Source organism: Marivirga harenae, from assembly GCF_030534335.1.
Classification (GTDB): Bacteria; Bacteroidota; Bacteroidia; order Cytophagales; family Cyclobacteriaceae; genus Marivirga; species Marivirga harenae.
On sequence record NZ_CP130565.1, the window covers coordinates 1,383,347 to 1,408,054 of the forward strand.

General features: G+C 37.6%; 18 protein-coding genes and 1 pseudogene. 7 read left to right on the forward strand and 12 right to left on the reverse strand.

What is annotated here, in order from left to right:
• The first annotated feature begins 85 nt into the window (after nucleotides 1–85).
• Nucleotides 86–1,996 (forward strand): CocE/NonD family hydrolase, encoded by a 1,911-nt coding sequence (locus tag Q3Y49_RS05880; protein ID WP_303271358.1) that lies wholly within the window; start codon nucleotides 86–88, stop codon nucleotides 1,994–1,996.
• A gap of 121 nt (nucleotides 1,997–2,117) precedes the next feature.
• Nucleotides 2,118–2,993: a cation diffusion facilitator family transporter gene (locus Q3Y49_RS05885; RefSeq protein WP_303271359.1), complete on the forward strand. Its 876-nt coding sequence runs from the start codon at nucleotides 2,118–2,120 to the stop codon at nucleotides 2,991–2,993.
• A 61-nt stretch (nucleotides 2,994–3,054) separates the two neighbouring features.
• On the opposite strand, the gene Q3Y49_RS05890 is transcribed toward Q3Y49_RS05885, so the two are convergent.
• On the reverse strand, nucleotides 3,055–5,286 hold the full coding sequence (locus tag Q3Y49_RS05890; RefSeq protein WP_303271360.1) for a M1 family metallopeptidase: 2,232 nt from the start codon (nucleotides 5,284–5,286) through the stop codon (nucleotides 3,055–3,057).
• A 158-nt stretch (nucleotides 5,287–5,444) separates the two neighbouring features.
• Between Q3Y49_RS05890 and Q3Y49_RS05895 the strand changes: the two genes are divergently transcribed.
• The 3 genes from Q3Y49_RS05895 to Q3Y49_RS05905 all read left to right on the forward strand — a co-directional run bounded on the left by Q3Y49_RS05895 (nucleotide 5,445) and on the right by Q3Y49_RS05905 (nucleotide 9,355).
• A complete protein-coding gene (locus Q3Y49_RS05895) occupies nucleotides 5,445–7,781 on the forward strand; it encodes a TonB-dependent receptor (protein ID WP_303271361.1) in 2,337 nt (778 codons plus the stop codon).
• 18 nt (nucleotides 7,782–7,799) lie between these two features.
• Nucleotides 7,800–8,366, forward strand: a complete 567-nt coding sequence (locus Q3Y49_RS05900; protein WP_303271362.1) for a hypothetical protein — start codon at nucleotides 7,800–7,802, stop codon at nucleotides 8,364–8,366.
• Between the two features lie 140 nt (nucleotides 8,367–8,506).
• On the forward strand, nucleotides 8,507–9,355 hold the full coding sequence (locus tag Q3Y49_RS05905; protein ID WP_303271363.1) for a carboxypeptidase-like regulatory domain-containing protein: 849 nt from the start codon (nucleotides 8,507–8,509) through the stop codon (nucleotides 9,353–9,355).
• Nucleotides 9,356–9,364: 9 nt separating this feature from the next.
• Here Q3Y49_RS05905 and Q3Y49_RS05910 read toward each other — a convergent pair whose 3' ends face one another.
• The 3 genes from Q3Y49_RS05910 to Q3Y49_RS05920 form a co-directional block, all read right to left on the reverse strand.
• A complete protein-coding gene (locus Q3Y49_RS05910) occupies nucleotides 9,365–9,937 on the reverse strand; it encodes a class I SAM-dependent methyltransferase (RefSeq protein WP_303271364.1) in 573 nt (190 codons plus the stop codon).
• A gap of 184 nt (nucleotides 9,938–10,121) precedes the next feature.
• Entirely contained in the window at nucleotides 10,122–12,743 is a 2,622-nt protein-coding gene (locus Q3Y49_RS05915; protein ID WP_303271365.1) for a beta propeller repeat protein, read from the reverse strand.
• Nucleotides 12,744–12,745: 2 nt separating this feature from the next.
• Complete coding sequence (locus tag Q3Y49_RS05920) at nucleotides 12,746–13,348, reverse strand: WD40/YVTN/BNR-like repeat-containing protein (protein WP_303271366.1); 603 nt, start codon at nucleotides 13,346–13,348, stop codon at nucleotides 12,746–12,748.
• A 283-nt stretch (nucleotides 13,349–13,631) separates the two neighbouring features.
• Here Q3Y49_RS05920 and Q3Y49_RS05925 point away from each other — a divergent pair, with 283 nt between their 5' ends.
• Nucleotides 13,632–14,267, forward strand: a complete 636-nt coding sequence (locus tag Q3Y49_RS05925) for a hypothetical protein (protein WP_303271367.1) — start codon at nucleotides 13,632–13,634, stop codon at nucleotides 14,265–14,267.
• A 15-nt stretch (nucleotides 14,268–14,282) separates the two neighbouring features.
• Here Q3Y49_RS05925 and Q3Y49_RS05930 read toward each other — a convergent pair whose 3' ends face one another.
• The 6 genes from Q3Y49_RS05930 to rimP all read right to left on the reverse strand — a co-directional run bounded on the left by Q3Y49_RS05930 (nucleotide 14,283) and on the right by rimP (nucleotide 21,284).
• Complete coding sequence (locus Q3Y49_RS05930; protein WP_303271368.1) at nucleotides 14,283–14,762, reverse strand: SgcJ/EcaC family oxidoreductase; 480 nt, start codon at nucleotides 14,760–14,762, stop codon at nucleotides 14,283–14,285.
• A gap of 99 nt (nucleotides 14,763–14,861) precedes the next feature.
• Complete coding sequence (locus tag Q3Y49_RS05935; RefSeq protein WP_303271369.1) at nucleotides 14,862–15,647, reverse strand: SH3 domain-containing protein; 786 nt, start codon at nucleotides 15,645–15,647, stop codon at nucleotides 14,862–14,864.
• 227 nt (nucleotides 15,648–15,874) lie between these two features.
• Nucleotides 15,875–16,333: a hypothetical protein gene (locus Q3Y49_RS05940; protein ID WP_303271370.1), complete on the reverse strand. Its 459-nt coding sequence runs from the start codon at nucleotides 16,331–16,333 to the stop codon at nucleotides 15,875–15,877.
• Nucleotides 16,334–16,519: 186 nt separating this feature from the next.
• Nucleotides 16,520–19,516 carry a translation initiation factor IF-2 gene (gene infB, locus Q3Y49_RS05945; protein ID WP_303271371.1) on the reverse strand — a complete coding sequence of 999 codons (2,997 nt, stop codon included), beginning with the start codon at nucleotides 19,514–19,516 and terminating at the stop codon, nucleotides 16,520–16,522.
• A 51-nt stretch (nucleotides 19,517–19,567) separates the two neighbouring features.
• A complete protein-coding gene (nusA, locus tag Q3Y49_RS05950) occupies nucleotides 19,568–20,809 on the reverse strand; it encodes a transcription termination factor NusA (RefSeq protein ID WP_303271372.1) in 1,242 nt (413 codons plus the stop codon).
• Nucleotide 20,810: 1 nt separating this feature from the next.
• Nucleotides 20,811–21,284 carry a ribosome maturation factor RimP gene (rimP, locus tag Q3Y49_RS05955; RefSeq protein ID WP_303271373.1) on the reverse strand — a complete coding sequence of 158 codons (474 nt, stop codon included), beginning with the start codon at nucleotides 21,282–21,284 and terminating at the stop codon, nucleotides 20,811–20,813.
• A gap of 192 nt (nucleotides 21,285–21,476) precedes the next feature.
• Here rimP and cysS point away from each other — a divergent pair, with 192 nt between their 5' ends.
• Nucleotides 21,477–22,964 (forward strand): cysteine--tRNA ligase, encoded by a 1,488-nt coding sequence (gene cysS / locus Q3Y49_RS05960; RefSeq protein WP_303271374.1) that lies wholly within the window; start codon nucleotides 21,477–21,479, stop codon nucleotides 22,962–22,964.
• Between the two features lie 69 nt (nucleotides 22,965–23,033).
• Here cysS and Q3Y49_RS05965 read toward each other — a convergent pair.
• Nucleotides 23,034–23,665: pseudogene (locus tag Q3Y49_RS05965) on the reverse strand (peroxiredoxin).
• Between the two features lie 107 nt (nucleotides 23,666–23,772).
• Nucleotides 23,773–24,696: an App1 family protein phosphatidate phosphatase gene (locus Q3Y49_RS05970; protein WP_303271375.1), complete on the reverse strand. Its 924-nt coding sequence runs from the start codon at nucleotides 24,694–24,696 to the stop codon at nucleotides 23,773–23,775.
• Between the last annotated feature and the right edge of the window lie 12 nt (nucleotides 24,697–24,708).

Sequence of the window (24,708 nt, forward strand, 5' to 3'; positions counted from 1 at the left end):
CCATTCATCAAAATTCACCTCCCATCTTATCCATCTCAAAAACTTATTTATTAACTTATCCCTTCAAAATAAACTAATTGCAAAAATGAAAAAACATATTCTATTATTGATTGGCTTTTTCTTGTTTTTGAATCCTAGTCTTTGGGCACAGGAAGAGGAAAGCACCTACGTTAAAGATAACTATGATAAAGAAGAAGTGTACATCCCTATGCGAGATGGCACTCGACTTTATACGGCCATTTACACTCCGAAAGAAAAGGGGAAGCATCCGATTATGATGCAAAGAACCTGTTACAGTATTGCACCTTATGGAGCAGATCAGTACAAACGGTCTTTGGGGCCTTCTAAATACTTAATGGAAGATAAATTTATTTTTGTTTATCAAGATGTGAGAGGCAGATGGATGTCAGAGGGGAAATTCACTAACATGACCCCCAACATTCCCGGCAATAAGCATAAAAAAGAAGCGGATGAAAGCTCTGATACTTACGATACTATTGAATGGTTATTGAAACACTTGAAAGGTAAAACCAATGGTAATGTGGGTCAATGGGGAATTAGTTACCCAGGGTTCTATACTGCAGCGGCTTTACCAGATGCTCATCCAGCTTTGAAAGCAAGTTCACCTCAAGCTCCAATTGGAGATTTCTTCTTTGATGATTTCCATCACAATGGCGCTTACTTGCAGAGTTATACAGCCGCATATCCTGTTTTCGGTTACCAAACAGACGGACCAACAAAAGAATCATGGTATAATGAAGCTTTTGCCAGAATGAGAACAGCCAATGCAATTGATGGTTATGATTATCACTTAGACATGGGTCCATTAAAAAATATTACTGAAAAACTTCATTTCGATAATGAGTTTTGGGAGCAAACCGTAGAGCATCCTAATTACGATGAATTTTGGCAAAAAAGAAGTATTATTCCCCACTTAGATGATATTGATCATGCAGTTATGACTGTAGGCGGGTGGTTTGATGCAGAAGACTTATACGGTCCTCTTAATATTTACAAAACCATCGAAAAAACCAGTCCTGACGCTTATAATACTATAGTTTTCGGTCCATGGAGCCATGGAGATTGGGCGAGGGAAAGAGGAATTCAAGCCGTAAATCATATTTATTTTGGCGATAGCCTCTCTACATTCTATCAAAAAGAAATTGAGCGCACTTTCTTCAATCATTTCTTAAGAGATGGCAAAGGCAAACCGGAATTACCTGAGGCTTATATGTTTGATACCGGTTTAAAAGAATGGCAAAAATTTGACGTTTGGCCGCCACAAATTCCGAAAACCACTTTAGGCTTTGCTCAAAACGGCAAGCTTTTGATTAATGATGAAGGAAGTAATGAAGATGAATTCAGCTATGTTTCTGACCCAGCTAAACCGGTTCCCTATACCTCTTTTACGGAAAGTGTAACCTTTACGCCTCGTCCATACATGACCGATGATCAGCGCCATGCTTCAAGAAGACCTGATGTGCTAGTTTGGGAATCCGATCCTTTAGACGAAGAGTTGACTTTGGCAGGTGAAATTGCCGCTAAATTAAAAGTGGCCATTTCTTCTACTGATGCAGATTTTATTGTAAAAGTAATCGATGTATATCCTGGTGATCATGAAAGCTATGAGCATAACCCAAAGAATATAGTGATGGGTAATTATCAGCAATTAGTGAGAGCAGAAGTTTTTAGAGGTAGGTTTAGAGATAGTTTTGCAGATCCAAAACCTTTTGTTCCCAATGAAGAAGACGAAGTAGAAATAGCCTTACAGGATATATTGCACACATTCAAAAAAGGGCATAAAGTAATGGTTCAAATCCATAGTACTTGGTTCCCCTATATTGACAGAAACCCTCAGAAATATGTAGAGAATATCTACAAAGCAGAGGAAGAAGATTTCATTAAGGCAACTATTACAGTGAAGGGCGATTCTAAAATTGAAATTGGTGAGTTGCAGACAACACCGCAATCCCTTCAATTGGAAATGGATAAATAATATCCTTACGAAGCAAAAACTATTGAAGCCACTTGAAAACCTTTCAAGTGGCTTCTTTTTTTGTCACAAAACTACATATGAGGTTAGCACTTCCTAATACGATTTCATATTTTTGATTTCTATGCAAAAAGAAAATAGACTTAAGTGGGTCATCTTACTCAATGTCATCATTACAGCTTCTCAAATAGTTGGAGGAATTGTAGGAAACTCTATGGCATTGATTTCCGATGCTATGCACAATTTCAGTGATGTGGCAGCTCTTGCTTTAAGTTTAGTAGCAATTATTCTGGCAAAAAAGGAAGCCACATATAGCAAATCTTTCGGATATAAAAGAGCAGAGGTCTTAGCTGCATTTGTAAATTCTGCCGTCATTATTGCCGTTGCAATTTACATCATAATAGAAAGTATTAAGCGCTTACAAATTACACAATCATTAGAAATTGATAACGATATTGTGATTTGGTTGGCAGGAGTAGCCATTATTGCAAACGGCTTAAGCGTTTGGTTTTTAGCCGCAGATGCAAAGCACAGCATGAACATGAAATCTGCCTTTTTACATTTGCTTTCAGATACTTTATTCTCTGCGGCAGTTTTGGGTGGTGGATTAGCCATGAAGTATTATGGAGTCACTTGGGTGGATGGCGTATTGTCTATTTTAATTGGGATCTATTTACTAGCTACCTCATGGCAATTACTTTGGGGTAGTACAAAAATATTGTTGCAATTTGTTCCCGAAGGTATCAACATCCCACAATTGGTAAAAGAAGTAGAAGAGCTGGAAGAAGTGAAGAACATTCATCATATTCATGTTTGGCAATTGGATGAATACACGATTCATTTGGAGGCTCACGTAGATTTACGAGAAGACTTGAATGTGAGCCAGACACATGAAATTCAACAGAATATTGAGGACTTATTGCATACTAATTTTTCAATTGGGCATATTACCCTCCAATTTGAACATGGTTTAGAAGAGAACAAAAAACTGATTCAATAAAAAAACCATCCCATAGCTATTTACCAAAGGATGGTTTTCAGTATTTACTTAAGAGTGGTTTTTACTCTCCTTTTTCTTTAAACTCGTCTAATTTTGTTTTGCTTTCTGTTTTAGGGAAAACATTGTTGGCATTATCAGTATCGGCTAATCCTCCTTCAGGATCAAAAACAAGTTTTGAAACTTCTTTATCTAAAATTAGCATTTTACGAGTTTTACCCTCATTTTTTCTCCAAATCTCAGCAGGTATGTATTTTTCTTCTGTTGTTCCGTCTTTGTATTCAATCTTGAACAGAAGAGGAGTTACCAAACCGCCTTTATTGCTTAGCGTCACTTCATAGAAGTGCTTATCAGCATATCTAGCCTTAATGGCCTCATCATCCACTTTGTTGCGGTATTCACCGTACCAAAACTCTGGAGTTTCAGAAACTGAAATATAAGCAGGCCCATCACTGAAATCTGTTTTCATTTCTTTTTCTTCTTTTTCACCCAAGTCCCCTGCTGGTGCACTGGTATTTTTCTCCATATCAGATTCATCCTGAGCGATACGGAAATACTTCACTTCATCCACACTTACATCTACATGATCGGTAGTATAGAACCAACCTCTCCAAAACCAATCCAAATCAACTGCTGATGCGTCTTCCATAGTTCGGAAGAAATCGGCTGGAGTTGGGTGTTTAAACATCCATCTTTGCGCATAGGCTTTGAAAGATTCATCAAAGAGCTCAGGCCCCATAATTGTATTTCTCAATAGATTTAAGGCAGCGGCCGGTTTTGAATAAGCATTAGGCCCTAATCGCAATACTTGCTCAGGATTGGTCATAATTGCTCTTTGCTGGTCTTTGCTACTTTTCATATAGCCTGTAACTGCTTGTGGGATATTATCAGAATAAGGTAAGTCCGGATAATATTCGAACATCACGTTTGATTCCAAAAAGGAATTAAGCCCTTCATCCATCCAGGCCCACTGACGCTCATCTGAATTCACAATCATTGGGAAATAGTTGTGTCCAATTTCGTGAACGATTACATAAGTCATGCCTAATTGAGTTCTCACTGAATACTCACCATTTTTATCAGGCCTTCCGAAGTTGAAACAAATCATGGGATACTCCATTCCAATGGAAGCAGCATGTACTGATGTTGCTTGCGGGTAAGGATAATCAAATGTTCTTTCAGAATATAATACTAAGGTATTTTTAACTGCTTTGGTAGATTCTTTTTCCCATAGTGGGTTTCCTTCTTTCGGGTAGAATGATTGCGCAAATGGTTTAGTAGATTCTAATTCTACCATTTGACCGTCCCAAATGAATTTCCTTGAGGCAGCAAAACCAAAATCTCTTACGTTTTCTGCTTTAAACTTCCAAGTCTCATATTTTGAAGACTTTTCTTTTTCATTTTTAATGGCTTCTTCTTCCGTTACAATGAAAGTTTGTTCTGTTGATTTTAAAGCTTTTTCATACCTTTTCGCCTGATCTTTTGTTAAAACTTCTTTCGGGTTTTGAACCATTCCTGTAGCCCCAACAATAAAATCATCTGGCACCGTGATTTCTACATCATAATCTCCAAAAGTAAGGGCAAACTCACCAGAACCTAAGAATTGTTTGTTTTGCCATCCTTCAACATCATTGTAAACCGCCATACGTGGGAAGAATTGTGCGATGGTATAAAGAGCATTTCCGTCTTCTTCGAAATACTCATATCCACTTCTCCCGCCACCTTTCATTCTGTCATTTACATAATAATTCCAGTCAACGGAAAAGCTAATGTTTTCACCTGCTTTTAATGTTTGAGGTAAACGGATTTTCATCATGGTTTTTTGTACCAGATAGTCCATTTTGTCACCATCAGCATTTTTAACTGATTCAATATTGAATCCACCAGGGAAATCGTAAGAATTACCTCCATTGGCAACATATTGCTCTAAATATTTTCCGGGAATAGTATCGTTAAAAAAAGTAGCTGTTCCAACTAATTCACTATCTGATCCTTCAGCTCTCATATTTTGGTCTAATTGCAACCATAAATAGTTTAAAGGATGTGGAGATTGGTTATAGTAAGTGATGGTTTCAGAACCCGTAATCTTGTTGGCCGACTCATCCAATTTCACCTTGATCGTGTAATCGGCTTTTTGTTGCCAATAATTTTCTCCTGGAGCACCTGAGGCAGTTCTGTACGAATTAGGGGTTGGCAACATACTACCCAATTGTTCAAAACGCTCTTTGTATTCTTGCTCTTGTGCCACTGTAAAAAATGGTGCACAAATCAGCATCATGATTAATAATTTCTTCATAATTCTCTAAATGTTAGCTAAAAATATACCCAATACTACTAAAAAATTGCGTGTCATCCATTTTTGCCATTTCAAAATTACACCAAAGGGCGAAAGAATTTTTCAAAGGGGCTTTTTATTAACGCAACTTTTATATATTTGCAACAATGTTGCGTTTAATGAAATTATTACTTTACATTTATTTAGTTGCCTTCTCAACGGTAGGCTTTGCTCAAGAAAACTGTATGGTTTCCTTTTCTGGACAAGTACTATCTGAAGTGGAACATGTTCCTGTGCCTTTTGCCAGTATTTACATCTCTGAACTGAACGAAGGAGTTCAAACCAACGAAGAAGGGTTCTTCACAATTCAGCTTCCGTGTCATGATAAGTACGAGCTTATTATCAGCCAAGTTGAATATCAAAAAGCAAGTACGTATATATCAGTTGAAATTGAAGATTTAAAGCAAACCTTTTATCTAGAATCAAAAAACAATATCCTCTCAGCGGTCAGCGTTCACTCGCATAAAAGAGAAGAAGTACTCTTAAGTAATGTAGAAAGTGTGCTTTCTGCAAGAGAATTAAAGAAATTAAAGGGGAAATCGCTCTCCGAATCAGTAAGTACTTTACCTGGGGTATACAATATTAAAACAGGACCAGGCATAAATAAACCGATGATTCATGGTTTATATGGAAGTAGGATCCAGGTAGTCAATAATGAGGTTTCTCAAATGGGTCAGCAATGGGGGGTAGATCATGCACCAGAAATTGATCCTTTTGTAGCATCTAGAATAACAGTTGTAAAAGGAGCTTCCTCCGTAAAATATGGGCCTAGAGCGATAGGCGGAGCTTTGTTGTTGGAACCGGAGCCACTGGTGCCAGATTCCGTGTTGCATGGAAGTTTAGATTTAGTAGGGTTTACAAACGGAAGAGGAGGCATTGGTTCTGCAATGCTATCGGGAAGTTTTCTATTAAACGAGGAAGAATCCATCAATTGGAGATTACAATCCTCGGCAAAAAAATCAGGAGATCAACATGCGGCCAATTATAATTTAACTAATACGGGTAGCGAGGAATTAAATTTTTCAGCTGCTGCTAATTATATCAAGAATGATTTACAAGCAGACCTCTTTTATAGCAGGTTCTCAACTGAAATAGGGATATTAAGAGGAGCACACATTGGCAATGTTGATAATTTCTTTGAAGCCTTAGATAAACGGCCACCATTCTTTACAGAAGATTTTTCCTATGAAATCAACAATCCTAAGCAAAATGTTGTCCACCAATTATTGAAAGCAAAAATCCATTTAGACCGCTCAGATTATGGAGACTTCGATTTTATTTATGCTTTTCAACAAAATGCCAGACAAGAATTTGATATTCGAAGGGGCGGAAGGAGCGATAAGGCATCTGTTGATCTACAACTAGACAGCCATGTTGCCAAGCTTCTTTTCCATCATGAACCTATTTGGGAAAACTTAAGCGGTGAGATTGGATTAGATTACGAATATCAAAATAATAAAAACGTGCCAGGGACAGGTACGACTCCATTAATTCCTAATTACTCCAGTTTTCAGACTGGAGCGTTTCTCAATGAATCTTGGGCAAAGGAAAATTGGAATATGGAAGCAGGTTTGCGTTTTGATGCCATTGCAATTGATGTGTTAAAATTTAATACCGAAGATGAATTAATCAACCCACAACATAAGTATAATATGTTTTCGGGCATAATTGGAGGAGGTTTTGATATTAATAGAAGCATTAAATATAAATCCAACTTAAGTTGGAGCCAGAGGGCACCAAGCATAAATGAATTGTACAGTCAAGGCTTGCACCATAGCGTGGCAGCAATAGAGGAGGGAGATGATCGACTTTCACCAGAAACTTCTATTAAATGGTTACATAGTGTGCAATTAAGCTTTAATGAAAAACTTAGGCTAAATATAGATGCTTATGCAAGCAGAATACAGAACTATATCTATTTACAACCGGAAGAGCCCAGATTAACAATTAGGGGAGCATTTCCAGTTTATCAATATAAACAGACATTAGCGGATATTTATGGAACCGATATTATAGGTAGCTATGAATTCTTCCACCATTTCACCTTAAATACAAAAGCTTCTATCATCAGGGGAAATGATATTTCAAACGAACTACCACTGATTTTTATGCCTGCAGATCGTTGGGAAAACACCCTAAACTGGAGGTTGAGTAATAAGTTGGGATTTAAAGAAATAGATCTCAGTTTAAGTGGCTTAAAAGTATTTGAGCAGTTTAGGGCACCGGTTACCGAAACAGAGGCTTACGAACAAGCGACTGTTCCTGTACCGGAGGGTTATTTCATTACGAATTTCTCTTTGGATACTACTCGAAAATTAGAGAATGCACAATTAAATATTGGCTTCAGTATTTACAATTTAATGAATACAGATTATACCGATTACCTGAACAGGCTACGGTTTTATGCAGCGGAAACCGGTAGAAATTTTGAATTACGAATCAATTACATCTTTTAACAATAAATTATATCAACAATGAAAACCCAAACACTGAGTATTTTAAGAAGTATGTTACTGCTCGTAGCCGTATTGCTATTTTCACGATGTAACACTGAAGATCCGGAACCAGAAAATGAGGAGGAGTTAATTACGACTTTGGAAATGACCTTCACCCCAGTAGCCGGAGGCAGTGATGTAGTATTTTCAGTTTTTGATGAAGATGGCGATGGCCCAATAGAGCCCGTTTATACCAATGGCACATTAGCTGCAGACACTGACTACAACGTATCTATTGAAGTTAGAAATGATGAAGAAAACGAAGACATCACAGCAGAGATCATAGAAGAGGATGAAGAGCACCAATTCTTCTTCCAAAAAAGTAATGGCTTAAACATTGAGTTTGCATATGATGATGCAGATGGAAATGGAGACCCCATTGGTTTAGCTACTATTTTTTCAACTGGTGAGGCTAGCGATGGTCAACTAGTTGTGATTTTACGACATGAGCCGGACAAATCAGCAGCTGGAGTTACAAATGGTGATCCGAGCAATGCAGGCGGAGAGACAGACATTCAAGCTACTTTTGATGTGGTAATTGAATAGGCGTAACTATATTTTGGTTAGACTAGCAGTGATTCTAAAGGGTTGCTGCTTTTTTTTGACTTTAATTTTTAAATATTACTATTCCGTGTGGTTCTGAAAGTATTTTTGTTCTACTTTTAATGAATCGTAAATTTAAGAACTTGAAAACCTATAAATCTTTTATCAGTGCCTTTTTCTGCTCACTATTATTCACCCTCAGTTTTTCCACACCCGCAGTAAGCCAAAATATATATTCTGGGATCATAAAAGATAAAACTACTGAAGAGCCTCTTCCTTATGTAAATATCGGTATCGTGAAAAAGGGAGTTGGAACTGTTTCTACTTTTGAAGGAAAGTTTAGTCTCGAGCTCAACGAGTCTTATGCTACAGATACGCTACGAATTTCAAGTATAGGTTACGAAGCCAAAAACATTGTGGTAAAGGACTTCAAAAAAATACTGCAAGGCAAGTCGATCCTGTATTTGTCTCCTGAAATCACGGAACTTGACGAGGTCGTTGTGACCAATAGAAGATTGAAAAAGAAGGTCCTGGGAAATAAAACCACTTCAAAAAGTATAGTTGCGGGCTTTAGTTCCAACAAGCTAGGTAACGAGGTCGGAATATTAGTAAAGATAAAGCGAAGTCCTACATTTATTAGAAAGTTTAGCGTATCCATTGCAAATAACAATTTTGATCACCTGAAATTCAGACTTAATATGTACGATTTAGAAGATGGATTACCTGGTAAATCGCTCCTAAAAGAAAACATCATTATTGAAAGCGATGCCCAAGAGGGTGTTTTGGAAATTGACTTGGAAGACTACAATATCATAGCCCGAGACAACTTTGTAATTTCCTTGGAGTGGATAGAGGATCTGGGCGGAAAGGATGGATTGACATTCTCTGCCTCATTCTTTGGCAATGATCTGTTTGTCCGGTCAGTCAGTCAAGACTCCTGGGAAAAGATCGGAATTGTTAGCCCAGGAATGACTGTTACAGTTGAATATTAGATCACAAAGTCACTTTTCCACTGCTATCATACGATACTTTGTTTCAGATTCATGTCCGCTTTCCCGGTCCTTAAAAGTATAGACAAATTTCTGATCTGCTAACCTCCTTAACTTAGCTTGAAAATCAATCGCTTTATTTAGAATGCTAACTTTTTCCCCACTGTCTTGGATGCAGAATATGATCAAGCTTTCTGTTCGGATCTGAGAAACGATTTTCTGAACTAATGCAATCTCTTTTGCCTTGTCCTTCTTAGCAAAATGAAACATGCTGTCGAGTAAAATAATATCATAGTTTTGATACTCATCATAAGAAAAGATATCTCCTACTTTTCCTCTCAAGGGTAGGTTTTTGACTTTGGCAATTTGGTTCATTTGATCAATTCCAACCTTGGAATGATCTATTCCAGTTACATCATAACCCATTCGAGCAATGGCTATTGCATCCCTTCCTTGCCCGCAACCTAAATCCAGTACTTTCCCCTTTTTCGGATAATGAGACAAAAATTCTAGCAGTTCAGGATATGGATCTCCGAACAGGTTTTCAGTTTGATAATATTCATCGTAGGCGACCATAGATTTCATAATTTAAACTTAGCATATGACAGGCTTTATGTCCACCTACCGCCTAAAAAATTATAATGAGTTTTAAGGTGTGACTGTATAGGAACTGCTATCATAAATGTAGTAAAATAATTTCAAATCGTAAGGCACAAAAAAAACCTGCAGCGTCTCCACCACAGGCTTTCCCATCATACTAAAATGTAATTTATTCTTTTACTTCGATAGCCTGATATTCCTTAAAAAGGGAAAGGTCTAATTCGCCAATGCTTTCCTGATAGGCTTTCCAATCCTCAGCAAAGAATTTATTAAGTGCATCAATAGCAGGTTTAAGGGCTTCTTCAGCTTGTTGCTTCAATCGCTTTTGGGTATCACCTGGTCGGTCAAAGCTATCAGCTGCATAAGCGAAAGCTTGTCCGATTCTGTCATCTATAGCTGGAATTGGTGTTCTGATGATCCCTTGCTTTTCGCTAAAGTCTTCCCCTACAAATGGCTCAAATAATACTTCCAATGAATCTTTAATGGCATTACTTGCTTTTATCTGTTCCTTGAAAGCATCCTTGTCCTTCTGTTTCATCCAGTTAATGTAATGATCTACCGTTTCCTTTGCTTCCAGTACTCTTTGGCTGGCATCATAGGCTACAGCTTGCATTTGGTCAATCGATTTTAGGAAATCATAACGCGCTTGCAAATCAGATTCAGAAACTTCTAATCTCGGATCAAACTCGACCTCTAATTCAGTTGAGTCCTTCTGTTCTCCGAGATGCAAAACTAGTTTATAGGTACCCGGTAATACATCAATTCGACCTACTTCTTCAGCATCCTCTTTAGTTAACCTCCTGCTAGCAGGTCGACTGGAAGCTTCATTCATTCTCCAGTACATGCGATGTAGGCCATTTTCCTTTGGCGCTTTCTCTCTTAAAGTACGGATTACCTCACCTTCCATATTATAGATTTTAAGATGAAGAGAATCGTATTTTACTTTATCTTTGTCATCTTCCTCCTCTTGTTCTTTCTTATCTTTTTCTCCTTCTTTTTGCTCCGGTTTGTTGATCAAGTAAGTAATCATTGCATTAGAATTTCTGTTTTCGCCATTGAATAGCGCATTCGCACCAAAGCGAGATCCGCTGGGTTGCTGATTAACCGCTTGATAGGCAGTTGGCGGAGTAAACAATTTTAAAGACTGATCTAAGATGCCTTTTCCTTCTGTCGCTAATGCTCTTAATGGCCTGATATCGTCCATTACATAAATAGCTCTTCCGAAAGTACCAATGACTAAATCATGCTCACGTGGATGAATCACCATATCCCGAGTTGGAACATTCGGATAATCATTGGTCCATTTTTGCCAGTTTTGTCCTTTATTGACACTGAAATATAAACCGCCATCTGTCCCTAAGAACATCAAATTGGGTTCTTCAGGATCTTGTACTACACTCAAAGTATAAGTCCAAACATCATCTCCAGAGGTTAAATTAGTCCAACTCTTACCATAATTAGTGGTGTGAAATAAATACGGCTTGAAGTCGAAATTTCTGTAATTATTCACTACCACAAATGCCTCTCCAGCACTGTAGGTTGAAGCTTGAATTTGCGCGACCCATGATTCCGCAGGAAAGTCTTTGATTTTGGAGCTTACTTTTGTCCAGCTTTCTCCGCCATCTTGGGTCAATTGAATATTGCCGTCATCTGTTCCTACCCAAATTACTTCTTCTTTTAGAGATGATGGTGCAATAGCGGTAATCGTTGTATTATTTTCGGCACCTGTAGCATCATACGTTAAACCACCACTTTCAAATTGTTTTTGTTTTTCAGGATCATCAGTGGTCAAATCCGGTGAAATGATTTCCCATGTTTGTCCTTTATCTGTGGTTTTATGTAAAAACTGACTACCAAAATAAACAGAACTATTATCAAATGGATTTTGGGCTATGGCCGCATTCCAATTGAATCTTAACAATACATCTTTATCAGGATGTGTGGGTCTTACAATTTGATTGTTACCTGTTTCTCTATCATAGCGAACTACAAAACCTTGTTGCGATTGAGCAAATCCATATCTCGAATTGTCAGGGTCTGGCATTACATCGAAACCATCTCCAAATGCTAGTTCCTGGAAGTATGAGTTTCGAATACCCTGAGATTTCCAAACGTAAGCCGGGCCGATCCAACTACCATTATCTTGCATTCCGCCATACACATTGTACGGATAATCATTATCTACATTAATGTGGTAGAACTGACCAACAGGTAAATTTTGCACAAATCTCCAGGTTTTCCCTCCATCATAGGTGATGTTTAATCCCCCATCATTTCCATCAAGCATCATATCCGGCTTATTTGGATGTATATACCATGCGTGGTGATCAGGGTGTACACCAACTTCAGTACCGTATGCAGGCATTAATTCTTTAAATGACTTCCCGCCATCCTCACTTACATTTACATAAGTGAAGATTGTATAAACTCTGTTTTCATTGGAGGGATCAGTATACAATTCGGCATAATAGAAAGGACGATTTCCGATTTCTCCCATGTCGGAATTGATCATTTTCCATTTGTAACCGCCATCCGTTGATTTGTAAAGGGCATTCTTTTTAGATTCCACTAAGGCATAAACAGTTTTAGAATCAGCAGCTGAAATGGCTAAACCTATTCTTCCTAAGTCACCTTTTGGTAAACCATCTTCCTCCGTTAATTCCTTCCAATTTTCTCCGCCATCTACGGTCATATATAATCCAGATCCAGGCCCACCGGATGTGAAAGTCCAAGGCTTTCTTCTATGTTCCCACATAGCCGCGAATAGCTTATTCGGATTATTTGGATCCATAATCAATTCCGCAACTCCGGTTTTATTATCAACAAAAAGACTTTTGTTCCACTTTTGCCTCCATCGGTAGTTTTATAAACGCCTCTTTCAGGATGCTCACCCCAAGGCGAACCTATCGCCCCTACAAACACTGTGTTAGGATTTTTAGGATCAATTCTAATTCTGTGGATATTACGGGTTTTCTCCAAGCCCATCAACTTCCAGCTTTTTCCGCCATCAAGTGATTTATATAATCCATAACCTCCGTTTGAACTGTTTCTAGGATTTCCTTCTCCGGTTCCAACCCAAATCACATCGGGATTATCTTGTTGGATAGCTACAGCTCCAATAGAGAGGATTTGTTGGTCATCAAATATCGGTTTCCAGTCAACCCCACCACTTTCTGATTTCCATAGTCCACCAGAAGCGGATCCTACATACATCACTTGTGGATTATCATGCACCACATCTATAGCCGTTATACGCCCACTCATTCCGGCAGGTCCGATGCTGCGGACATCAATGCCTTTCAATTTTTTTAAATCTAATTCTTGTGCTGAGGCTGTAAAATAACAACCCAAAGCAAGCAAAGTAAAAATCCATTGTTTTATAAATGATTTCCTCATATCGCGAATGTTTAATTTCCATTAATCTCGCAATAGGAAGTTTTAAATGCAAGTAGCTTTTACTTTAAGGGTTGATTTGTGATTTGAAATAATGCCAAAATTTACTTGAGGGATTGAGAATGGTTTGAATATGTTTAATGGTGCAAGTTGACGCTTGAACTAGAAATTGAAAGCTTTAGCCAGAAATAGTTACGTTTTAATTATAAGATAAATAGTGATCGATTGACAATTTCTGTATCAGGAAACAGTTAACTTAAAGTAAATAAGATTAAAACTTGAACCTATGAAAACCAGCTTAGTATTTATTTTTTTCTTGTGCTTCCCGATTATCATTAATGCACAAGCGGAACCAGAGACAAAAAAGCCTTATCAATTCGAAGGTAAGATCGGGGTAGGACTAACTGCATTTAATGTGACGGGTTATCACACGGAGAATTACCCCGCTACCGCCATTCGCTTAGGTGGTATGATCACTAGGCCTATCATCAATGATAGAATTAGGATAGGATTAGGGCTTAATTTGTTTTACCGTGATAAAAGCGAGTCACTGCTTGATGGAATTTATTATTATGGAAGAGGTTATCCTTTGCACAGATTAGATGAAACGGCTATTCAAAGACATCTCGCATTTGAATTTCCTATTAATTTTCAATATTTATTAAGTTCCAGTAGCTCCATTGCGGCTGGCTTTATGGTAAGACAGTGGGCAACGAATAAAAACGTAGATTTATTATCGTCACAAATGGAATATGGTATTATAGCAGGATTTAAGCAAAATCTTGTCATGGGAATGAGTATAGGCCTTGACGTATTTACGGGTTTTGATTTTTACAACGCTTTACTTGTAACGCCAAGTAGAGATGGTAGAATAGGGATTAACAACCATTCAATATTATTAATCGCTGGCTATGATTTTTAAGTCAGAATATTTACTTCAAGTAGATGCCTGATAATCAACTGCCTCCATATTCCCACCTTCATCAATGAAATGCGTTTCCTTGCCAGGAACGATATCAGTATTTTGAGCTGAGGCACAGCTCCATTTGCCATCCTCGCTTTGGTGTAACACAAATGTAAAAATGGTATTTCTAGCTTTTGCTTTTTTATCTTCAATATCTGTTTGGCCTTCTAAATGAATCCGGGCATTTACTACTGCTATTTTATCAGATAGATATTTGACTTTCAGCTTTCTTAAAGATAATGCTGAACCTTTAAAAATGACTATCAAGCCGTAATCATGAGCTTTAAATATAAATTCTCTATCGTGCCACCATAATCCGGTCACATTGATAAACTCTGCATCTTCATCAAAAATGGAAGCTAGCATTTTGGCATCTTTTAGATTCCAGGCTTTGACGAATGTTTTGGGGATTTCTTCGGGTTCAAATATTCTTATTTTAGATGAATTGGCCATGTAGGTTAGCGAGCCTTCTCTTTAATAGAACTAAACCGGCAGGAAACAAAAATAGCCACTCGAGGAATGGCTATTTTAATTAATTTCTACTTTTTCTAATTACTCACTAATTGCTTCTTCAGGATTTTCCACCTCTTCATCTACTTCAACGCTGTCGACCTCTTCTATGGGTTCATCTATTAATTCATCACCCTGAGTTTGAAGCTTATTAAGTTCGTTTTTTAAATCCACCATAAACTGAGAGGAAATAAATGACTCATTTTCTATAATTTCTTGAATGGCATTACTTCTTTTCTCTTCATCTTCTATTTCAAAAGCTTTTTGAGCATAGACTGCCACTGCAATGTCTACTTCATTGTCTGATAAATCAGTCCGTTTTACCCAACCGGACCAAAACCAGGTTTCACCTTGGCTTTTGCCTTTTACCTCAACCCACTCATCACGTGTGTCAATTAAAGCCATCACATCCATTGGTTTGAAACTATTATCAGTTTTAGTCAATAGATCTGGACGTTTGTATACTTGAACATCTTTTAAAGCAGTAACAGCAGTTCCTTCCTCAACAAAATCACTCACAACCCAGCCTTGCTTATCATCACCTAATCTTATTTCGACATATTCTCTGTTCTTCTCAGAGGAGTCTACAGCAGTATGTCCAGTGAGCTTTATTTTTTCTCCCAGACTGATGGAAGATACCCATTTACCTTCTGAATTAGGTTCCTCACGAACAGAAATCCCATCCCAAATGCTGACTGCATCGACCATCTCTACTGGTTTTTCTTCTTGAACTGTAGTTTCTTCTGTGTTTTTTGTTTCATTTCCTGAGCAAGACATCAATCCCATTGTTAATATTGCGCAAGCAAAAACATAGTAGTGGTTTTTCATTTTTTTGTAATATTTTGGTTTTTAAAAATTAGAACTAATGTAATTGATTTTTAAAGGCTATGAAAAAAAACGAATGAATAATTTTGAGCGGATTTGATTGCTAGGAAGTAGACACAGGTCTAGATTATAGTTACTAAATTAAGCCTGCGAAGAAGGGCTCACAGGCTTAATAAATTAGATTTTGCTTTCCGCAAGTGGATAAACTAACTCAACAAATGCCAGACCCTTTATAAAGCCTGACCATTATCCTCACAAAAAGGGGAGTTTGGATATTGATCACAGAAATTGTTACATCCACCATAGCTACCGTTTGCAGTACCACTTAAAGTATAGCTATTGTTGCAATTATCAGTAACAGTGAAGGATAAATAAGTTTGACCAGAAAAGGAACTTGTTTTGATGTAAATATACTCTCCGGCCTGTCTGGTTATAGTAGCACCACTAATTTGCCAGCTATAGGGTGCATTTCCACCACTAACCTGTAATTCAAGATTTGTAGCTGGGCAAGTTCTGTTATTAGAATCCCAGTTTGGACTTAATACAGTAATATCAGGATTACTTTGGCAGCTTGGTGAAAAATTGAAATCGGATTTGCTCGTTTTGTCAAATTCATTTCCCAAATCGCAAGAAGCAAAAGTGACGGTTAGAAAAAAAGCAAATGCAAAATTTTTGAATAGGGACTTCATAAGGTTTTAAATTTTGGTTAAACATAAAATAAACTTAATTAAATTTATTAAAGATAACAACTAATAAATTAAGAATAATAAGTTCTTTGGAGAATTTAAGGGCTCTTGGAGATGGTAAGTATTCAACAAAAAAGCCGATTAAATTTTCATCTAATCGGCTTTAAATTTTATGGTTTAACTTTGAGTTTACTTCAAAGTCCTTTTTACTTCTCTTTCTTCGAAACCTTCAATTACATCTCCTTCTTTAATATCATTATAACCTTTGATGCTGATACCACATTCATATCCTTTCTTCACTTCCTGAACATCATCTTTGAAACGTTTTAATTGATCAATCTCACCTTCGTATTTCACGATACCTTCACGGATCAATCTGATTTTATTATTACGTTTAACATAGCCGTCAGTTACCATACAACCAGCAACAGTACCTATTTTGGATATTTTGAATATTTCTCTAACTTCAATATTACCGGTGATGATTTCTTCAGTAGTTGGTGCCAACATACCTTCCATCGCATCTTTTAACTCATTAATAGCATCATAGATAATAGAGTATAATCTGATTTCTATTTCTTCATTATCAGCTAATCTTCGCGCATTTTGTGAAGGCCTCACTTGGAAACCTAAAATAATAGCATCAGAAGCTGAAGCGAGCAATACATCCGATTCTGAAATTGGACCCACTGCTTTATGGATTATGTTCACCTGAATTTCCTCAGTAGATAGCTTCAGTAGGGAATCGGATAAGGCTTCAATAGAACCATCCACATCACCTTTGATGATTACATTTAATTCCTTAAATGAACCAATTGCCAATCTACGACCAATCTCATCAAGCGTAATATGCTTCTTAGTTCGCATACTTTGCTCTCTCTGGATTTGCTCTCTTTTGTTAGCAATATCTCTTGCTTCACGATCGCTGTCCATTACATTAAAACGATCTCCTGCTTGCGGTGCTCCATCCAAACCTAGCATAAGCACAGGAGTAGAAGGACCTGCCTCACTAACTTTCTGTCCTTTGTGGTCAAACATGGCTTTCACTTTACCATAATGAGCACCAGCCAACAATACATCACCAACTTTCAATGTACCTGCCTGCACCATAATAGTGGTAACATACCCTCTACCTTTATCAAGTTCAGCTTCAACAACTGTACCTACAGCAGATTTTTTAGCATTTGCTTTTAGCTCCAATACTTCTGCTTCTAATAATACTTTTTCAAGTAAGTCTTCCACACCTGCACCAGTTTTTGCCGATACTTCTTGGCACTGATATTTACCACCCCAGTCTTCTACTAGAATGTTTATGGCCGATAATTGTTCTTTAATCTTATCAGGATTGGAATTCGGCTTATCCACTTTATTGATGGCAATCACCATTGGAACTCCTGCAACCTGTGCGTGATTGATTGCTTCTTTTGTTTGAGGCATCACGGCATCGTCTGCTGCAATTACAATAATTGCAACATCAGTGATTTTAGCACCTCTTGCCCGCATCGCTGTAAATGCCTCGTGACCTGGCGTATCCAAGAAGGCTACTTTTTTGCCAGACTCAGTCATCACATCATAAGCACCAATATGCTGAGTTATTCCACCAGCCTCACCAGCAGTTACTTTTGATTCACGAATAAAATCCAATAGTGAAGTTTTACCGTGGTCAACGTGACCCATAATCGTAACAATAGGGGCTCTATCTTTTAAATCTTCAGGAGCATCTTGTTCTTCAATTACCTCAGTTTCATCATCTGCTTCAGTGAATTTCACATCAAAGCCAAACTCATCTGCAATAATGGTAATTGTTTCAGCATCTAACCGTTGGTTAATGGATGCGAAAATTCCCAGATTCATACATTTAGCAATCACATCATTTACGCTTACATCCATTAAAGATGCTAAGTCATTAGCTGAAATAAATTCAGTTGTTTTTAACAACTTGGAATCTTGTTCTTGCTGTTGCAAGTCATCTTCTCTTTTATCAGCCTGAGTTTGACGCTTTTCTTTTCTATATTTTGAGCGATTACCACTAGCACCTGGCGTTTTGCCGCTCAAGCGGGCCATGGTTTGTTTGATTTGCTCTTGAATTTCCTTTTCAGTAGGCTCGGCTTTTTCTACTCTTCCTTTTCTACCTCTGTTTCTATCATTTCCTCCACCTCTATTTGGTCCTTGCTGACCTGGTCCTCTACTTTGACCCGGTGTACCTCCAGGCTTTGAATCTTGAGGTTTGCCTGCAATCCTTTTTCTTGGTCGTTTTCCTCTTCTTGCTTCTTTTTTATCATCAGATGAAGCAACCGGTTTAACACCTTTCTTTCCTTTTCTTTCCTTTTCTTTAGGTAAATCAATCTTACCTAAAACGGTCAATCCTTTCAAAGAATCTGCTCTTGCAGCAATAGTAGAATCTGCTGGTTTTTCTTCTTTTAAAGGAAGTTTCTCAGCTTTCTTCTCCTCATCTGATTTTTCAGCTTTCGGTGCTTCCTCTTTCTTCGGTTCAGCTTTAGCTTTTTCCTCCGTCTTCTCTTCTTCTTTTGGTTTTTCAGCCTTAGGAGCTTCCTCTTTTTTGGCTTCTACATTGCCTTCTTTAGGCTTGGCAGCCTCGTCTTTTTTCTCTTCTTTCTCCTCAACTTTCCCCTTTGGCGCTTCTTCAGCTTTTTTCTTTTCCGCTACAGGTTCTTCTTCTTTTTTAGATTGATCTGCGGGTTTTGGAGAATCTTGCTTCTTCCCTTTCTTGTGTTCGTCTAAATCAATTTTTCCTAAAACTTTAGGTCCAGATAATTTGGCGCTTTCAGACTTATAGACGTCATCCTTTGTTTCTTCTTTTTTGCTAGAAGTATCTTCCTCTGTTTTCTTCTGTTCAGAAGAGGGTTTTTCTTTAGACTCACCTGCATTTTTAATCAGGACTTTATCTTCATCGTCATTTCTGTCATCAGCATTGTCAGCATCAGAATCGATGACTACATTGCTATTATGCTTTTTACCAATAGACAGGCTGGATGCTTCCTCCTTCTCTTGAGCAGAGGAGGCAAACTCTTTAGCGAGCATTCCAAATTGCTCTTCTGAAATTTTTGAGTTTGGTTTACTATCAACCTCATAACCTTTTTTACCCAAGAATTCCGTGATTGTAGATAAACCTACATTCAATTTTCTTGCCGCAAGGCTGAGTCGCATCATTTTTTCTTCTGACATAAATGCTTTGTATTCTCCTAAAAAATTATTGAACCTGAGTAATAAAAATGATTACTCAAATTCCTGACTGAATATTTTAAATATTTCGTCAATTGTTTCTTCTTCTAAGTCAGTCATTCTAACCAACTCTTCTCTTCCTAATTCCAACACTCTTTTGGCAGTGTCAAGACCTACTTTCTTCAATTCTTCAATAACCCAATCTTCCAGTACGTCATTGAATTCATCAATCAACACATCTTCCTCTTCAGCATCAGTTAATTCACGGAATACATCTATTTCCATGCCTACTAATTTACTTGCCAATTTGATGTTTTGACCTCCCTTACCAATTGCTAAAGAGACCTGATCAGGCTTCAAATATACAGAAACTCGTTTATTCTCTTCATCAATTTTCATAGAACTTAATTTTGCAGGGCTCAAAGCACGCTGAATATAAAGCTCCATGTTTTCAGTAAAATTAATTACGTCAATATTTTCGTTTTGCAATTCACGAACTATACTGTGAATTCTGGATCCTTTCATTCCCACACAAGCACCAACGGGATCAATTCTATCATCATAAGATTCAACTGCAACTTTCGCCCGTTCTCCCGGCTCCCTTACAATTTTCTTAATATTGATGATTTCATCATAAATTTCAGGTACTTCTTGCTCAAACAAACGCTCTAAGAAGACAGGTGATGTTCTCGAAAGTACAATTTTTGGATTGCCATTCTGCATCTCTACCCTATGAACTACAGCGCGAACTGAATCACCTTTTCTAAATCTATCTTTAGGAATTTGCTCTGACTTCAGCAATACAAGCTCATTTCCTTCTGCATCCGTCAGTAATATCTCGCGACTGAGAATTTGGTAGACTTCACCTGTGATTATTTCACCAACAAGCTCACTGTATTTATTGAATAAAATATCCTTCTCAAGGTCTTTTACCTTTTGAATTAAAGTTTGACGAGCAGTAGTCACCGCTCTTCTGCCGAAATGCTCTAATTCTACCTCTTCGGCAACTTCTTCACCGATTTCGAAATCAGGCTCAATTTTCCTAGCTTCAGTCAAACTGATCTTATCATGATCCCAAATATCCTCTGAATTATCATCCACAATTTCGCGGAAACGCCAGATCTCAAGGTCACCCTTGTCTGCGTTTATAATAATATCAAAGTTATCGTCCGTTTCGTATTTTTTACGAATCATGGTTTTAAACACATCCTCCAGGATGCGAATCATGGTTGGACGGTCGATATTTTTTTGCCTTGCAAAATCGGCAAACGATTCTATTAGATTTAATGTGTCCATGTTACTTAAATGAAACCAAGACTTTTGTTTTGTCTATATTTTCGAAGGAAACTTTCGTTTCTTCCAACTTTATTTTCTTTTTACCTTTTTCCTTTATTTCCTGATTTACAAGAATAAAGTCATCTTTTGCTTCCAAAAGTTCTCCTCGAATGGATTTTCCATCTGTAGTATCCACCTTAACTTTCCGACCAATATTTTTTAAATATTGCCTTTGATTAGCTAAGGGATGATCCAATCCCGGTGAAGAAACCTCCAATACATAAGCTTTCTCCAACAGCTCGTCTTCCTCCATTCGATGTGCCAATTGACGGCTTACACTAGCGCAGTAGTCAATTGAAATACCATTATCTCCGTCAAGTAGTACAACAATTTTCAATTTATCGTTTCCACTAATCACAATATCCACAATAAAATATTCTGGCTCTGCAATTATTTCTTCTAAATAAGCTCTTACTTTATCCTCTAAACCTATCATCCTACGATAAAAAAGAGGGGACTTAAAAGCCCCCTCGTCACCTTGTTTTACTAACTTTGTTGCAAATTTAGAGTAAATAATTGAGCAAAACAAATACTCTTGCTGAACAGATTTACATATTATTAGTATGTAACACAAAATTCAATCATGTTTTTGTGCCTAAAAAGAGAATCTTATTTATAATTTTGCCTTATGGACAAGGAATTAAAGATACAAAACTCGCTGACTAGACAGAAGGAAATCTTCAAACCCATCAATCCTCCCTTTGTAGGGATGTACGTTTGTGGCCCTACGGTTTATAGTGATGCCCATATGGGAAATGTAAGAACATTTATGAGTTTTGATGTCATGAATCGTTATTTACGTCATTTAGGGTATAAGGTGCGCTATGTTAGAAACATCACTGATGTAGGGCATTTAGTAGATGATGCGGATGATGGTGAGGATAAAATCGGTAAAAAAGCCAAGCTCGAGAATGTAGAACCTATGGAAATTGTCCAAAGATATGCCAATGGGTTTCACAGGGTGATGGATTTATTTAACATTTTGGAACCAGATATTGAACCCACAGCTACAGGACACATAGTTGAACAGATCGAAATCAATAAAAAGCTATTGGAAAATGGCTGGGCATATGAAAAAAATGGCTCAATCTATTTTGATGTGTCCAAGTACAATGAGGCCCACGAATATGGAGTGTTAAGTGGAAGAAAAATTGAAGACTTACAAAGCAACACTAGAACGCTGGATGGACAGGATGACAAAAAGAATCCACTTGACTTTGCTTTATGGAAAAAAGCTTCGGATGATCATATCATGCGATGGCCTTCACCCTGGAGTGATGGTTTTCCAGGTTGGCATTTAGAATGTACGGTGATGAGTACCAAATATTTAGGAGAAACCTTCGACATCCACGGAGGCGGAATGGATTTGAAATTCCCTCATCATGAATGTGAAATTGCACAATCTGTGGGTGCAAATGGCAAAAAGCCAGTAAACTACTGGATTCACACCAATATGCTGACGGTCAACGGTCAAAAAATGAGTAAATCTTTAGGGAACTCATTCTTGCCTACTCAATTGGTAACGGGAGATCATAAAATGCTCGAGCAGGGGTATACACCTATGACGGTTCGGTTTTTCATGATGCAGACCCACTACTCTAGCACTTTGGATTTTAGTAATGAGGCCTTGAAAGCAGCGCAAAAAGGTTATAGAAGGCTGGCAAATGGTTTAAAGATCGTTAAAAGCCTTAGCTTTCAAAATGATGAGGGTAAGAAAAACGATCAAGTAATCAGTCAGATAGACCAAGCTTGTGAAGGTTGCTATAAATCAATGAATGATGATTTTAACACTGCAAAAACTATTGCACAGCTTTTTGAATTGTTGAAAAAAATTAATTCTCTGCACACTGGTCAGTTGAAATATGGTGAAGTAGGACAAGATGCATTTGAAAAATTATCCGAGACTTATCAAACATTTATGGAGGAGATCTTGGGCTTAAAGGAAGAGACGCCAACTGCTGTTGATCCAATTATTGATGCATTATTGGAAGTTTACAAAAAAGCCAAAGCAGAAAAGAATTATAAGCAGGTTGATGAGATTAGAGCAATTCTCAAGTCTAATAAATTGATCATAAAGGATTTGAAAACTGGAGTAGATTGGGGATATGAAGAATAATTTCATGAAAACAGAAAAGGCAGCCACTAGCTAGGGGATGCCTTTTCTACTTTTAAACCAAATTGATTTCTATTCAGGTTGAGGGGTAGTTCTTAAGTAAGGCTTTATAATTTTGTGTCCTTTAGGAAATTTAGCCTCAATCTCTTCATCTTTAACTCCCAAACCAATAATTACATCATTTCCAGGGTCCAGTCCGCAGGAGTTGCCACAGGGTATTTTGCTGATAATTGTAAAGAGTCAATTACCCTCAAAATCTCAGCGAAATTCCTACCCGTGCTTGCTGGATATACAATGCTGGCTTTAATTTTTTTATCCGGTCCGATAAAAAACACAGAGCGAACAGTCGCTGTTTCTGATGCGTTTTCGTGAATCATGTCATAAAGATTAGCGACTACTCTATTTTCGTCCCCAATAATTGGAAATTCTACCGATGTATTTTGCGTTTCATTTACATCTTTTTTCCATTCATTGTGTGATTTTACATCATCTACACTTACTACTGCTACCTTGGTGTTTCGCTTTGCAAATTCCTCTTTTAACTGAGCTGTTCTACCTATCTCAGTTGTACATACCGGTGTGAAGTCGGCCGGGTGAGAATATAATATTCCCCAGCTGTCACCTAACCAATTGTGAAAATCTATTTTACCTTCTGTTGTATCCGCTTGAAAGTTGGGTGCGGTATCTCCTATTCTAAGTCCCATATTTTTAAATTTTTAGATTTATATATCATATTTAACGCTGGACTGAAAAATCGGTTTGAGGAAAAGAATTATTAAGTGACTAATGTTACTTAACTCACTGAAAAAAGCTAAAAAAACCCTTTTTCCTGTGCATGATTCAATGCTTCTTCAGTATTCTCCAGCATTAATAAGGGGACACCTTTATCTTCGAATTCTTGCGCGGTTTCGCGATCAAATTCATCTTTCTTCCCAATTTTTCTAATGTAAACAGCCAAAATCCTGGTTGGAAATTCATGCAACGCCTGTCTGTAAATTTCAGTATCCCTTTGACCACTGTCACCAATCAAAATGAATTTCAGATCTGGAAACAGCAACATAAGTCTTTTAATTTTTTCTTGTTTATGTTGATGACTTCCACCCCCAGTAAAAAGCAGGTCTCGCAAGCCCGACTTATATTCTTGCAATAGAAATGGGCCTTTGGGAATACTTCTGACTTTGAAAAAATCCTGAAGAAAATCATATAAATTCCATTCGCTACTGCTGACATAAAAGAAAGGATTGTCATTTCCCTTTAACTTTTTATAAAACTCAGCCACCCCATCAAAGGGCAAACGGGTTTTAGCATTTTTGGTCATGATGAGCCTGAATTTCTTGAATAGTTGAGTGGCATGTGAAACCAAAATGGTATCGTCTATATCCGAAATGGTACCAAATTGGGCTTCTTTCGCTACTATCAAAAACTCTCCTTCTGCCTTACAAATTTCTCCCCCTTGATTGTTGATCACGTAGGTAACAGGGTGCCAACCTGGTTCAAAATCTCTTTTGGGCTCAACCCAAGCACTGAAATAGCCATAATCATCTGTTTGAGTTGTGAAGCTCTCGTCCTCCAATATGATTTGAACTTTCATTTCGGGAATAGGAGAACTCAGATAGCGAGAAAGCATGATCCTGAAATTCTTCCTCCTTTTATCCGTTGCCTTAGCGTCAAATTCTGGGCGATTTTCCACAACGCCTCCTTTTAGGTAAATCAACTTATGATTTCCATAGCCCATAAATGGGACAAT

Coding starts and splice junctions, on each gene's coding strand:
- Q3Y49_RS05915 (WP_303271365.1), bottom strand. CDS start 12,743: ATGGATCCAAATAATCCGAATAAGCTATTCGCGGCTATGTGGGAACAT.
- Q3Y49_RS05900 (WP_303271362.1), top strand. CDS start 7,800: ATGAAAACCCAAACACTGAGTATTTTAAGAAGTATGTTACTGCTCGTA.
- Q3Y49_RS05970 (WP_303271375.1), bottom strand. CDS start 24,696: ATGGGCTATGGAAATCATAAGTTGATTTACCTAAAAGGAGGCGTTGTG.
- Q3Y49_RS05930 (WP_303271368.1), bottom strand. CDS start 14,762: ATGGCCAATTCATCTAAAATAAGAATATTTGAACCCGAAGAAATCCCC.
- Q3Y49_RS05940 (WP_303271370.1), bottom strand. CDS start 16,333: ATGAAGTCCCTATTCAAAAATTTTGCATTTGCTTTTTTTCTAACCGTC.
- cysS (WP_303271374.1), top strand. CDS start 21,477: ATGGACAAGGAATTAAAGATACAAAACTCGCTGACTAGACAGAAGGAA.
- rimP (WP_303271373.1), bottom strand. CDS start 21,284: ATGATAGGTTTAGAGGATAAAGTAAGAGCTTATTTAGAAGAAATAATT.
- nusA (WP_303271372.1), bottom strand. CDS start 20,809: ATGGACACATTAAATCTAATAGAATCGTTTGCCGATTTTGCAAGGCAA.
- Q3Y49_RS05890 (WP_303271360.1), bottom strand. CDS start 5,286: ATGAAGAAATTATTAATCATGATGCTGATTTGTGCACCATTTTTTACA.
- infB (WP_303271371.1), bottom strand. CDS start 19,516: ATGTCAGAAGAAAAAATGATGCGACTCAGCCTTGCGGCAAGAAAATTG.
- Q3Y49_RS05920 (WP_303271366.1), bottom strand. CDS start 13,348: ATGAGGAAATCATTTATAAAACAATGGATTTTTACTTTGCTTGCTTTG.
- Q3Y49_RS05925 (WP_303271367.1), top strand. CDS start 13,632: ATGAAAACCAGCTTAGTATTTATTTTTTTCTTGTGCTTCCCGATTATC.
- Q3Y49_RS05935 (WP_303271369.1), bottom strand. CDS start 15,647: ATGAAAAACCACTACTATGTTTTTGCTTGCGCAATATTAACAATGGGA.
- Q3Y49_RS05880 (WP_303271358.1), top strand. CDS start 86: ATGAAAAAACATATTCTATTATTGATTGGCTTTTTCTTGTTTTTGAAT.
- Q3Y49_RS05885 (WP_303271359.1), top strand. CDS start 2,118: ATGCAAAAAGAAAATAGACTTAAGTGGGTCATCTTACTCAATGTCATC.
- Q3Y49_RS05910 (WP_303271364.1), bottom strand. CDS start 9,937: ATGAAATCTATGGTCGCCTACGATGAATATTATCAAACTGAAAACCTG.
- Q3Y49_RS05895 (WP_303271361.1), top strand. CDS start 5,445: ATGAAATTATTACTTTACATTTATTTAGTTGCCTTCTCAACGGTAGGC.